The 12,025-nt window shown below is 68.2% G+C and carries 12 protein-coding genes and 1 pseudogene; 3 read left to right on the forward strand and 10 right to left on the reverse strand.

The genetic code is table 11. The features are described from left to right. Positions 1-194 precede the first annotated feature (194 nt). The 4 genes from ABFX56_RS13990 to ABFX56_RS14005 form a co-directional block, all read right to left on the reverse strand. Positions 195-1,049 (reverse strand): aldehyde dehydrogenase family protein, encoded by an 855-nt coding sequence (locus ABFX56_RS13990; protein ID WP_346233963.1) that lies wholly within the window; start codon positions 1,047-1,049, stop codon positions 195-197. After that, the gene (locus ABFX56_RS13995; protein ID WP_346233964.1) at positions 1,046-2,563 is read right to left on the reverse strand and encodes an aldehyde dehydrogenase family protein; all 1,518 of its coding nucleotides are present in this window, start codon (positions 2,561-2,563) and stop codon (positions 1,046-1,048) included. Before ABFX56_RS13995 ends, ABFX56_RS13990 begins: the two co-directional genes overlap by 4 nt. A gap of 60 nt (positions 2,564-2,623) precedes the next feature. Next, positions 2,624-3,619, reverse strand: a complete 996-nt coding sequence (gene deoC / locus ABFX56_RS14000; RefSeq protein WP_346233965.1) for a deoxyribose-phosphate aldolase — start codon at positions 3,617-3,619, stop codon at positions 2,624-2,626. A 72-nt stretch (positions 3,620-3,691) separates the two neighbouring features. Continuing rightward, positions 3,692-4,222, reverse strand: a complete 531-nt coding sequence (locus tag ABFX56_RS14005; protein WP_346233966.1) for an SRPBCC domain-containing protein — start codon at positions 4,220-4,222, stop codon at positions 3,692-3,694. A gap of 41 nt (positions 4,223-4,263) precedes the next feature. Here ABFX56_RS14005 and ABFX56_RS14010 point away from each other — a divergent pair, with 41 nt between their 5' ends. Beyond that, positions 4,264-5,196 (forward strand): ROK family protein, encoded by a 933-nt coding sequence (locus tag ABFX56_RS14010; protein ID WP_346233967.1) that lies wholly within the window; start codon positions 4,264-4,266, stop codon positions 5,194-5,196. A 5-nt stretch (positions 5,197-5,201) separates the two neighbouring features. Here the strand turns inward: ABFX56_RS14010 and ABFX56_RS14015 are convergent, their stop codons facing one another. The 6 genes from ABFX56_RS14015 to truB are packed head-to-tail and all read right to left on the reverse strand — an operon-like array spanning position 5,202 to position 10,422. Further along, positions 5,202-6,452 (reverse strand): MFS transporter, encoded by a 1,251-nt coding sequence (locus ABFX56_RS14015; protein ID WP_346233968.1) that lies wholly within the window; start codon positions 6,450-6,452, stop codon positions 5,202-5,204. A gap of 4 nt (positions 6,453-6,456) precedes the next feature. Further along, positions 6,457-7,677 (reverse strand): MFS transporter, encoded by a 1,221-nt coding sequence (locus tag ABFX56_RS14020; RefSeq protein ID WP_346233969.1) that lies wholly within the window; start codon positions 7,675-7,677, stop codon positions 6,457-6,459. A 33-nt stretch (positions 7,678-7,710) separates the two neighbouring features. After that, on the reverse strand, positions 7,711-8,667 hold the full coding sequence (locus ABFX56_RS14025) for a bifunctional riboflavin kinase/FAD synthetase (protein ID WP_346233970.1): 957 nt from the start codon (positions 8,665-8,667) through the stop codon (positions 7,711-7,713). A gap of 3 nt (positions 8,668-8,670) precedes the next feature. Further along, positions 8,671-9,117 (reverse strand): hypothetical protein, encoded by a 447-nt coding sequence (locus tag ABFX56_RS14030; protein WP_346233971.1) that lies wholly within the window; start codon positions 9,115-9,117, stop codon positions 8,671-8,673. A gap of 10 nt (positions 9,118-9,127) precedes the next feature. Continuing rightward, positions 9,128-9,496 carry a hypothetical protein gene (locus ABFX56_RS14035; protein WP_346233972.1) on the reverse strand — a complete coding sequence of 123 codons (369 nt, stop codon included), beginning with the start codon at positions 9,494-9,496 and terminating at the stop codon, positions 9,128-9,130. Then, the gene (gene truB, locus ABFX56_RS14040; protein ID WP_346233973.1) at positions 9,493-10,422 is read right to left on the reverse strand and encodes a tRNA pseudouridine(55) synthase TruB; all 930 of its coding nucleotides are present in this window, start codon (positions 10,420-10,422) and stop codon (positions 9,493-9,495) included. Before truB ends, ABFX56_RS14035 begins: the two co-directional genes overlap by 4 nt. A 55-nt stretch (positions 10,423-10,477) precedes the next feature. Here truB and ABFX56_RS14045 point away from each other — a divergent pair, with 55 nt between their 5' ends. Both ABFX56_RS14045 and ABFX56_RS14050 read left to right on the forward strand, forming a co-directional pair. Next, positions 10,478-11,473, forward strand: a complete 996-nt coding sequence (locus ABFX56_RS14045) for a ketopantoate reductase family protein (RefSeq protein WP_346233974.1) — start codon at positions 10,478-10,480, stop codon at positions 11,471-11,473. Between the two features lie 86 nt (positions 11,474-11,559). After that, positions 11,560-12,025: pseudogene (locus ABFX56_RS14050) on the forward strand (hypothetical protein); the annotation flags it as partial.

Here is a 12,025-nt window from a genome sequence, read left to right on the forward strand (position 1 = left end):
ACAAGACGGGTTCCGACAAACCCCTGTGCGCCCGTTTTTCTGTGCGCCCGTTTCAAGGAGTTTCTGTGTCCGGCATCCGTCTGGCCCGGTGGGTGTGCCCGGCTGTGACAGTTTCTCCGTGAAACGGGATGCGGGTCGGCGGCCGGGAGGGCGGCCAGGGACGGGAGGGGCGGGAGGGGCGGAGCGGCGGAGGGCTAGAGGAGGCCCTTCGGATGCCAGACTGTCTTGGTTTCGGTGAAGAAGGTGATCCGGTGCACCGACGGGGCGGGGATGCCGGGCTCCGGCGGCAGCACCCGCTTCAGCGTGTCGGCCGCCGCGATCTGCAGGTCGATCCAGTCCAACTGCTCTGCGCCGGCCAGGTCCAGGGCGTTGACATCGGCATGGCTGGCCAGCCAGGGGGCGATCTCGGCCGGTGAACCGGTGAGGATGTTCACCACTCCGGCCGGCACGTCGCTGGTGGCGAGGATCTCGCTCAGGCTGATCCCGCTCAGTGGCAGCGTCTCGCTCGCCAGCACCACGGCGGTGTTGCCGCTGACCAGCACCGGCGCCAGAACGCTGACCAGGCCGAGCAGCGATGACTGCTGCGGGGCGATCACCGCGACGACACCGGTGGGCTCCGGCGTGGAGATGTTGAAGTAGGGCCCGGCGACCGGGTTGGTGTTGCCGGTCACCTGAACGTACTTGTCGGCCCAGCCGGCGTACCAGACCCAGACGTCGATGGCGGCGTCGACCTGCCGCTGCGCCTCGGCCTCCGACACGCCCTCGCCGGCGCGGATCTCCGAGACGAACTGGGCCCGACGACCCTCGAGTAGCTCGGCGATGCGGTACAGCACCTGCCCGCGGTTGTATGCGGTGGCGCCCGACCAGCCGGAGAGCGCCGCACGGGCCGCGCGCACGGCGTCACGGGCATCCTTGCGGGACCCCTTGGCCGCATTGGCGAGGAAGGCGCCCTGCTTGGTAACGACCTCGTAGACGCGGCCGGATTCACTGCGTGGAAACGCGCCGCCGATGTAGAGCTTGTAGGTCTTGGCGACCGCCAGGCGGGTCACTTACGAGCCCCCTTCGTGGCGGTGCGGCGTTTGCGCGCGGTGGGGGTCTCGACAGGCTCGACCACCGGTATGACCTCCGAGCGGGCCTGCAGGTAGGCGGCAAGGCCGTGCCTGCCGCCCTCGCGACCGTAGCCGGACTCCTTGTACCCGCCGAACGGGCTGGACGGATCGAACCGGTTGAACGTGTTCGCCCAGACCACGCCCGCCTTCAGCTTGTCCGCGACGGCGAGGATGCGGCTGCCCTTGTCGGTCCAGATCCCAGCAGAGAGCCCGTACGGCGTGTTATTCGCCTTCGCGACCGCCTCGGCCGGGGTGCGGAACGTCAGCACCGACAGCACCGGGCCGAAGATCTCCTCCCGGGCGATCCGGTGGCTGGTGGACACCCCGGTGAAGATGGTCGGGGCGAACCAGAAGCCCTTGTCCGGGATGACGCACTCCGCGCTCCAGCGGTCCGCGCCCTCCGCCTCGCCGACATCCGACAGCGTTCGGATGCGGTCCAGCTGCGCGCGCGAGTTGATCGCGCCGATGTCGGTGTTCTTGTCCAGCGGGTCGCCCATCCGCAGCGTGGACAGCCGCTGCTTCAGGCGGCTGATCACCTCGTCGTGCACGTTCTCCTGCACGAGCAACCGCGACCCGGCGCAGCAGACGTGCCCCTGGTTGAAGAAGATGCCGTTCACGATGCCCTCGATCGCCTGGTCCATCGGTGCGTCGTCGAACACGATGTTCGCCGCCTTGCCGCCGAGCTCCAGGGTGATCTTCTTACCGGATCCGGCGGTGGATTTCGCGATCGCTCGCCCCACCGCGGTGGAGCCGGTGAAGGCGACCTTGTTCACATCCGGATGGTTGACCAGCGCCGACCCGGTGTCTCCGGCGCCGGTGATGATGTTGACGACGCCGGCCGGCAGGTCGGCCTGCTGCAGGATCTCCGCGAAGATCAGCGCGGACAGCGGCGTGGTCTCGGCCGGCTTGATCACGACGGTGTTGCCCGCGGCGAGCGCCGGCGCGATCTTCCAGGCCAGCATCATGAGCGGGAAGTTCCACGGGATGACCTGCGCGGCCACGCCGAGCGAGCGCGGGGCGGCGCCCAGTCCTGCGTAGTCCAGCTTGTCGGCCCATCCGGCGTAGTAGAAGAACCAGGCTGCGACCATGGGGACGTCGACGTCGCGGCTCTCCTTGATCGGTTTGCCGTTGTCCAGGCTCTCGGCCACCGCCAGTTCCCTGGTGCGCTCCTGCACCAGCCGGGCGATGCGGAACAGGTATTTGCCGCGGTCGGAGCCGGACATCCGCGACCAGGTGCTCTCGTAGGCGCGTCGGGCGGCCGCGACGGCGGTGTCGACATCCTGTGCGTTCGCGTAGGCGATCTCGGCGATCGGGGACTCGTCGGCCGGGGAGATGGTCGTGAACGGTGTGCCGTGACCGTCGACGAAGTCGCCGTCGATGAACAGGCCGTAACTCTTCTTCAGGTGCAGGATCGAGCGCGACTCGGGGGCCGGTGCGTAGTCGAGAAAGGTCATTAAGTTACTCCTTGTGAAGTTGTGGGGGTCTCGACAAGCTCGACCACCGGGTAGGGGCGGCTAGTCGATCGTCACGTAGTCGGCGCCGCTGTAGTGTCCGGATTTTGCCTTCTGCCGTTGCAGCAGCACATCGTTGAGCAAGCTGGAGGCGCCGAACCGGAACAGACCGGGCTGCAGCCACTCCTCGCCCGCTGTCTCCGCCACCGTCACCAGATACTTGATCGCATCCTTCGAACTGCGGATGCCGCCGGCCGGCTTCACCCCGATCTTCTCTCCGGTGAGGCGGTACCAATCGGTCACCACCTGAAGCATCAGCAGCGTCACCGGCAGCGTCGCCGCCGGTGACACCTTGCCGGTGGAGGTCTTGATGAAATCGGCTCCGGCGAGAATCGCCAGCCAGGAGGCGCGCCGCACGTTGTCGTAGGTGTTCAACTCCCCCGTTTCCAGGATCACCTTCAGGTGCGCGTAGCTTCCATCGTCCCTGCGGCAAGCCTCCTTGACCGCGACGATCTGGTCGAACACGACGCCGTACCGGCCGGAGAGGAACGCGCCGCGGTCGATGACCATGTCAATTTCGTCGGCGCCGTTCCGCACGGCGTCCTCGACGTCGGCGAGTTTCACGGCCAGTGACGCCCGGCCGCTGGGGAACGCGGTGGCGACCGCGGCGATACGGATGCCGTTCGCACTGTGCGCAGAACCCAGCGCCTCGAGCGCGTATGGGACCATGTCGCCGTACACGCAGACCGCGGCGACCCGCGGCGTCGAGGGATCCGACGGGTCGGGGCTGATCGCCTTGGCGGCCAGGGAGCGCACCTTTCCCGGGGTATCAGCGCCCTCCAGGGTGGTCAGGTCGATGAGGGAAATGATTGTGTCCAGTGCCCAGGCCTTGGACGTGGTCTTGATCGACCGGGTGCCCAGCGCAGCGGCGCGCGCCTCAAGCCCCACCGCATCCACCCCAGGCAATCCCTCGAGGTGGAGCTTCAGGCTCTTTTCGGTGAGGTCGGCACCGATCAACTGCACGGCGCGTTGCGCCGGGGCGAGAGCGATGTGATTCATGGTTCAGTTCTGCCTTCCGCCTGGTCGCCGGGCCCGATCAGGACCGCCACGGCGACGCACCTCCAGTGTGCACTATTGCCGCTGCCGGCGCGGTGTTCTGGAGTCGGCAATCCCTCGGCGGCCCGCGGGCCAGGAGGCCTCCAGGTAGGCGTTCCAATCGTCGCCGTGGTCGCGTACCCAGTTCGCCCAGTCCACCGGATGCCCGCGCAGCAGGTCTTCTAACTGGTCCAGGCGGGTCTCCCAGTCGGCGCGCACCCGGGCCGCGAACATCGGATCGACGCCGAGTTTCACGCTGAGCCGAAGCAGGGTGCTGGTGCCACGGCTGCCGCCCGGCATCTCCTGAAGACGGAACGAGAGCACACCGTGCTGCGCCGCATCGACGGTGAGAAGCGTGCCCTCCCGCAGCTCGGTGATCACGCCGGGGCCCACTCGCCGCACTCCGTCACGGTGCCAGGCCAGATCGTAATGCCCGCCGACGCGCAGGTCGATGCTGGCTCCGGCGAGCCAGCCGACTACCAGATCCGGGTCCACCAGCGCATCCCACACGATCGGTGGCGACAGGCCGACCTTCCGTTCGATCTCGAACCTGGATGCTGCAATCACCGTTCCACGGTACGTTAGCGGCCGTCCAATATGCTGTGGACATGCCACACCCGCTCGCCCTGGCCCTTGATCTGGGCGGCACCAAGGTGGAGTGCGCGCTGGTCGATGACGCCGGCACGGTGCTCCCGGGCACCAGGTTCCGGCGGCCCACCGGCCCGCTGCGCAGTTCGGCCGAACTGGCCGCGAACGTGGACGCAGTAGTGGCCGGCACGATGGCGCAACTCCCCCCGGGGGTGTCGCTGGCCGGGGTTGGCATCGGGGCGGCCGGTCCGATTGTCGAGGATACCGGGCTCGTGTCGCCGCTGAACCTACCGGTATGGCGCGACTACCCACTGCGCGACCAGGTGGCCGCCGCGGTGACCGGTGTGCCTGTCGTGCTGCGGATGGACGGGCTCTGCATCACACTGGCCGAACACTGGATCGGTGCGGCGCAGGACTGCCAGAACCTGATGGGCATGGTGGTCTCCACCGGAATCGGCGGCGGGCTCATCCTCGACGGACACACCGCATCCGGCCCCACCGGCAACGCCGGGCACATCGGCCACGTCGAGGTGGCCGGATTCGACGACCCGTGCGCGTGCGGCGGGATCGGCTGCGTCGAGGCGGTCGCCTCTGGGCCGAACACGGTCGCCTGGGCGCAGGCGCAGGGTTGGGCAGGAGCCAGCGGTGAGGAACTCGGCTCCAGTTTCAGCGCAGGAGATCCGATCGCCAGGGCGGCCGTGGAACGTTCCGGACGGGCCATCGGGCAGGCGATCGCCTCGGCCACCTCGCTGGTCGACCTCGAACTCGTGGCGATCGGCGGCGGGTTCTCCCGGGTCGCCCCCGAACTGTTCGATCACATCCGCACCGCCGTGGCATCACGCCACCAGTTCGGTTTCGTCACGAAGGTTCGGGTCGTACCGTCGGCGCTGTCGTCGGAGGGTCCGCTGATCGGTGCCGCCGCACTGGTGCACCGCGCCGAACTGGTCGCGTAGGCCGGCTAGCGGGTGGCCGCTGCGCCGCGTTTCTGCAGGTCGTCCTCCACGAAGCGGGGCTTGCGCAGCAGGTGACCGCCGACCGCGACGACGACGGCGCTGATCAGCAACAGCACGAATCCGCCGGTCCACGACCCGGTCCAGTGGAACAGCAGCCCGATCATCAGCGGCCCCGTGGCGGCGATCGTGTAGCTCACACCCTGGGAGAACCCGCTGAGCGTGACGGAGCCGATGTGGGTGCGGGCCCGCAGGTTGATCAAGACCAAGCACACCGGAAAGATGACCTGGCCGCAGCCCACGATGGTGACCCACAGCCATGGCGCTGCCGCGGGCGCGAGCATCAGTCCCAGGTTGCCGACGACCAGACACACGGCGCCCAACTCGATGATCAGCCCGATGTTCTTCATCCGGGCTGCCAGGACGGGCGCCAGCAGCGCGAACGGGATGCCGAGCGCCGAGTAGTAGCCGAGCAGTGCTCCGGCCTGTACCGGCGTCTGCCCCGCCGTCGTGATGAGGATGTCGGGCATCCACGCGAACATCGAATATGCGTTGAACGAGGTCACCGAAAAGACAATGGCGACGACCCACGCCGTGCGGGAGTGCCAGATTCCCTGCACCATCCGGGTGGGCGGCACGACAAGCGCATCCGAACCGGCATCCGGTGTCGCCCGCTTCCGCCGATTCTGCAGCACGACGCCGATCCACGGCAGCAGACCGAGGAACGCCACCAGTGCCCAGACCCCGATCGACACCCGCCAGCCCGCGGCGTGCGCCGCCGGAGCCGCGAGCACCGCGGGCGAGCTCGCCCCGATGGTGAGGATCGTGACGTACGCGGCGGTGACCACCCCGATCCGGTCCGGGAAGTAGCGTTTCACCAGCGGAGGCAGTAGCACGTTCCCGACGCCCATGCCCGTGAAGGCCAGGACGCTGCCGAGGAACAGGACGGGGTAGCCGGCCGCGAGGGCGCGCAGCAGGTGGCCGACGACCATCGCGACGGCCGCGAGGATGAGGAACCGTTCCAGACCCAGTTTCCGGGCGATCGGCGCGCCGAAGATGCCGGCCACGGCGAACGCGATCGGCGGCAGCGTGCCGATGACGCTGAGGCCGACGTTGTCCAGCGGGATGTCCGAGGAGATCTGCGCGGCGATCGGTGACAGCGCCGTGACGGCGGTGCGCAGGTTCAGCGCGACGAGAAGGATACCGAGCAGCGCCAGCGTGCGCCCGGCCCACAGCGGCAGGGCGGGGCGGGGAGGCACTGCCTCAGCTTACCGAGCGCCGCCGCAGCTCATCCTCCACGAACACCGGCTTGCGCAGCAGCACCCCGGTGGCGATTCCCGCCAACGCGGTGCCGATCAGCAGCAGCAGCGGGAGGGTCCAGCCTCCGGTCAGCTCGTGCAGGAATCCGATGAGCAGCGGCCCCAGCGCCCCGATCGCGTAGCCGACCGCCTGCACGAATCCGCTCAGCGCCACCGCGCCCTGGTGGGTGCGCGAGCGCAGGTTGATCAGCACCAGGCAGGCGGGGAAGATCAGCGGGCCGGAACCGATCAACGCCACCCACAGGATCGGGGCGGCGGCAGGGGCCAGCAGCAGGCCGAGGTAGCCGAGCACGAACACGGCGATGCCGACGTGCACGAGGATGCCGACGTTCTTCATCCGGGTGGCGAGGATCGGGACGATGAGTGCAGCAGGCACCCCCATCAGACTGAACAGGGACAGCAGTCCGCCGGCCTGGATCGGCGTGACCGCAGCTGTCTGCACGAGCAGCTTCGGCAGCCAGGCGAACATCGCGTACGCGTGGAAGCCCGAAATGGAAAAGACGAGGGCGAGCAGCCAGGCCAACTTGGAACGCCAGATCGCCCCGAGCAACTCCGGTGCCGGCGTGAGGTCGTCGCTCTCCTGCGGGAGCCCGGATCGCTGGCGGCGGTTTTGCAGCAGCAGTACCAGCCACGGAATCGCGGAGGTCAACGCGAGGACCGACCACATCCCCAGCGACGCCCGCCACCCGACTTCGGCGGTGATCGGCGCCGCCAGACCGGCGGGCATTGCCGTGCTGACCGACATGACGGTGGCATAGAGCGAGGTGAGCAGCCCGATGCGATCCGGGAAATAGCGCTTCACCAGCGGTGGCAGCAGGATGTTGCCCACCCCGGCCCCGGTCAGCGCGACCACGTTACCGGCCAGGAGTACCGCGTAATCGGCGGCAACGGCACGCATCGACAAGCCAACGACCATCCCGAGAATGGCCAGCATCAGCACACGCTCCAGGCCGAGCCTTCTGGCGGCGGGCGCGGCGACGAATCCGGATGCCGCGAACGCGACCGGCGGGACCATGCCGATCAGCCCGAGGCCCACGGCGGACAACGGGACATCGACGGCGATGCTCGCGGCGATCGGAGAGATAGAGGCGACAGCGGTCCGCAAGTTGAGCGCCACCAGCAGGATGCCGACAAACGCCATCGCGCGTCCGGCCCACAGCGACACGGGGCGCACAGTACCTGGTCGGGAGCTCATCGGTTACCGGGTGGCGCCGTGAGGGGCATCGCCCAGCAGAAGCGCGCGCACCTGCGACACGTCGCGACCGATCTGCGCCACGAGTGCGTCGATACCGGCGAACTTCTTCATGCCGCGGATGCGGGACACGAACGACACCTCGACCGTCTTGTCGTACAGGTCCAAATCCCGATCCAGCACGTGTGCCTCCACCTGCCGCTCGGGTACGCCGTCGAAGGTTGGATTGTTGCCCACCGAGATTGCGGCAGGCAACTGCTGGCCGTCGACGGTAAGCAGGCCGGCGTACACGCCGTCGGCCGGGATGAAGCCTTCCAGTTTCGGGGACAAATTGGCGGTGGGGAAACCGAGAGTGCGTCCGCGCTGCTCGCCGCGGATGACGGTGCCCCGCACCGCGTGCGGACGGCCGAGCAGGTGGGCCGCCCCCGCGACGTCGCCGTCGGCGAGCAGTTGCCGGATCCGTGTGGCGGAGACTCGATGCGTGCCGTCGAGGCTCATCGCCTCCACCACGGTCACCTGGAAGCCCAGGGTGGGCCCTAGCTGCTGCAGCAATGCCACCGAGCCGGCGCCGCCGGCGCCGAACCTGAAATCAGCGCCGACGAACACGATGCGGGCGTGGAGCGCGTCGACCAGGATGCGCTGCACGAACTGTTGCGGGGATTGCGTGCTGAACGCCCGGTCGAAGTGCAGCATCACCGTGGCCGCAATCCCGGCATCCGCGAGCAGTTCCCGCTTTTGTTCGTTGCTCACCAGCGGATCGGGGGCCCGCTCGGGAGCCAGGACGCTCAGCGGGTTCCGGTCGAAGGTGAGCACCGTGGAGGTGAGTCCGGCATCCTGGGCGGCATCGCGTACCGCCTGCAACACGCTGCGGTGCCCGGTGTGCAGCCCGTCGAATTTGCCGATGGTAACCGCTGACGGTCCGAAATCAGCTGGGACATCCGACAGGGACGTGACGAACAGCATCGACTAACGCTTCTCGAGCGTCGGATGCCCGGCGAGCCGAGCGGTCACGGCGGACGGACGCAGGTGGTAAAGCCACAGCATCCCGAGCACGGGGAGCACGAGCGGGATGAAGACGTAGCCGATTCCGAAAAACGACCAGACGGTGTTGGCGGGGAACAGTTGGGGGTCGAACACGCTGAGCGAGCCGACCACCAGCACGCCGAGCATCTCGAACGAGATCGTGATCCACGCCGTCAGGTACCAGCCCTGGCCTTTCCCGAGCAGCGCGACGGTGGCGAGGATGTAGACCACACCTGACAGCGCCGACAACAGGTACGCGATCGGGGCGTTGTCGAATTCGGTGAGGATCTGCACAACCGAGCGCGCGGTGGCTCCGAGGGCGAGGACGCCGTACACGATTATGAGTACACGGCCGACGCCGACGGCGCGAGAGGAAGAGTTGTGAACCATCGGTTCAAGATTAGGCCACCTGCACGGCCCAGATTTGGTACATGCGGTAGAGCATGACGGCCGCGGACAATCCGATCACACCCAGCACCACCGTGCTCCAGCGGTCGCGTTCGATGAGCGCCCAGAACCCGGCAGCCGGCACCAGCAGCAGCGCCGAGATGAGATAGGTGTAGAACTCGACCACGTTGCCGCTCGCGACGTTGCCGACGAGCGGGGCGATGATGGCCACCACCAGCTGCGCGATCAGCAGCACCTCGACGAGCAGCAGCGAGCCGAGTGTGTAGTCGTTCGGCTCGCGTCCCAGCAGCCCCATCACCAGGCAGAATGTGCCGGCCAACACCGCGACGGCGACCTGGAGGTAGGTGAACCATTCGATCACCTCAGCACCTCGTCGCTCGGAAAATTGACCAGCGCCTTCGCGCTGCTGCCGAACACGGTGACCAAGCCGACCAGCCGCCCATCCGGCGCGAGCGCGGCAACCGGGGTCTGGTCCCGGTGCGCGCCGATGTCGACCTTCTTACCGTGCATGAGGTCGGCGACCTGGCCGGGGTCGAGGGTCATGGTCGGGAACAGCGCCGCCGCGGCCGCGGCGGGGCGGATCAGGCTGGCGGTGGGGTCCAGGTCGTCCAGCGGCGCGGCATCCGCAATGCCGAATGGTCCGATCCTGGTTCGGCGCAGGGCGATAAGGTGGCCGCCCACGCCCAGTGCCGCGCCGAGGTCCCTGGCCAGCGCCCGGATGTAGGTGCCGGAGGAGCATTCCACGCGCACGTCGACATCGAGGTGTTCCGGCTCGCTGCGTTTCGCGAGCAACTCCAGCGCGGACACCGTCACCGCCCGGGCGGGCAGCTCGAAGCTCTCCCCCGCCCGCACCCGCGCATAGGCCCTCTTGCCGTCGACTTTGATCGCGCTGACACTGGAGGGCACCTGCTGGAGGGGGCCGGTGAGCCGCGCCAGCTGCTCGTCGAGCATCGTGGCGGTGATCGCCGCGACCGCCTCGGGTGCCGCAGCGGCGACGAGTTCCCCTTCAGCGTCATCAGTGGAGGTCGATGCGCCCAACCGGATCGTGGCGTAGTACTCCTTGTCGAGGCCGACCAGGTAGGTGAGCAGGCGGGTCGAGCTGTTCAGTCCGAGAATGAGCAGGCCGGTCGCCATCGGGTCGAGGGTGCCTGCGTGGCCGACCTTGCGGGTTCCGGCAAGGCGCCGAGTGCGGGCGACGACGTCATGGCTGGTGAACCCGGCCGGCTTGTCGACCAGCAGGATGCCGCTGCGGCGCGCGGTCGATCGGTCGGTCGGGTTCTCTGGCACACCGATAGGGTATCGGCTGGCGGTGCGGCGCCTTCGACACCGTAGGATTCCAAGCATGAGGGTGGCGGTACTTGGCGCGGGCGCCATCGGCGGCACGATCGCCGCACTGCTGTTTCGCGGTGGGCACCAGGTGGCGGTCACCGCCCGCGGCGACAATCTTCGGGCACTGCGTTCCGGGCAGTTGCGCTTGGATGGCGCCTGGGGCTCGGTACAGGCGCACGTCACCGCGTCGGAGACGCTGACCACCGCGCCGGAGCTGGCGTTCGTTACCACCAAGGTCCAGGATGCCGAATCGGCCATGCTGGGCAGCGCCGGAGTGCTCGGTGGGATTCCGGTGGTGGTCGTGCAGAACGGGATGCGCGGGGTCCAGACTGCCGAGCGCGTGCTGCCGGACTCCCCTATCGTCGGCGGGCTCGCCCTGTACGCCGCGTCGTATCTGGGTCCCGGTCGGGTGGCGGTCACCACGGCGGGTCCCACTTATCTCGGAGCGCCGAGCCCGGCATCCGGTGCCGCGTTGGCGCGCGCAGCCGAGGCGCTCGGAGCGGTGATGCCGGTGAGCACGACCGACAATTTCGTGGGCGCGCAATGGACCAAGCTGGTGGTCAACCAGATCAACGCGCTGCCGGCGATCACGGGGATGAGTGCGCAAGAGGTCATTTCGCATCCCGGTCTACGGCGGCTGCTCACCCGCAGCATCCGGGAACTGGTGCGTGCGGCACAGGCCGGCGGGGTGCGTTTCGCCCCGCTGCAGGGACTCACCGACGGCATGCTGCGGATGCTCGGGCGGATGCCGCTGTCCATCGGCCAGTTGCTTCCGCAGTTGATGAAGGTTCGGATGGGGGCGACGCCCAATCCGGGTTCGACGCTGCAGAGCATCCGGCACGGTCAGATCACCGAGATCGACTATCTCAACGGTGCGGTGGTGGAGGCCGGGGAGCGTGCCGGCGTCGCCACGCCGGTCAACCGGGCACTGGTGGAACTGGTGCACGAGGTGGAGCGAACCCACGTGTTCGTCGCGCCCGACGAGATATTGAGGCGGATCCGCACGTAGGCCAAATACTTATCCACATTTGCGATCTTTTTTTCGAAAACGCTTGCTATTGTGCGAAAATTGGAGTTATGACAAACCCGGCACCTATGTTCACTACCACCGCTAGTGTAGTGGCGGGTTTCGGGGCGCCCGGTACTCACTATGACGCGCTGACCGACGGGCAGCTGGTTCAGTTGCAGCAGGCCATCGCCGCCCATCAACGCCAGTTCGACGCGATCAAGACCGCCGCCGCTGGGCAGTTGGCGCGTCGGTCCCGCCGCGAGTTGGGCCACGCCGGCCTGGCGGCGCGGGAGGGCTTCCGGTCTCCGGAGGCGATGCTGCAGTCGATCACTGGGGCGACCGGGCACGAGGCCAGCCAGCTGGTCACCCTGGGGAAGATCAGCAGCGAGGCCGATGCCGCACAGTCGTTACTGGACAACGGGGTGGAGGACATCGGCGGGCAAGCCGTGACTGTGCCCTGGGAGGCCCCGATCAGCACCGCCCTGACGACCGGGGTGCTCTCGGCCGAGCAGGCCGATGCGGTGCGCCGCGGCCTGGGCATCCCCACCGATC

This window comes from Parafrigoribacterium mesophilum (assembly GCF_039652555.1).
Lineage (GTDB): Bacteria > Actinomycetota > Actinomycetes > Actinomycetales > Microbacteriaceae > Parafrigoribacterium > Parafrigoribacterium mesophilum.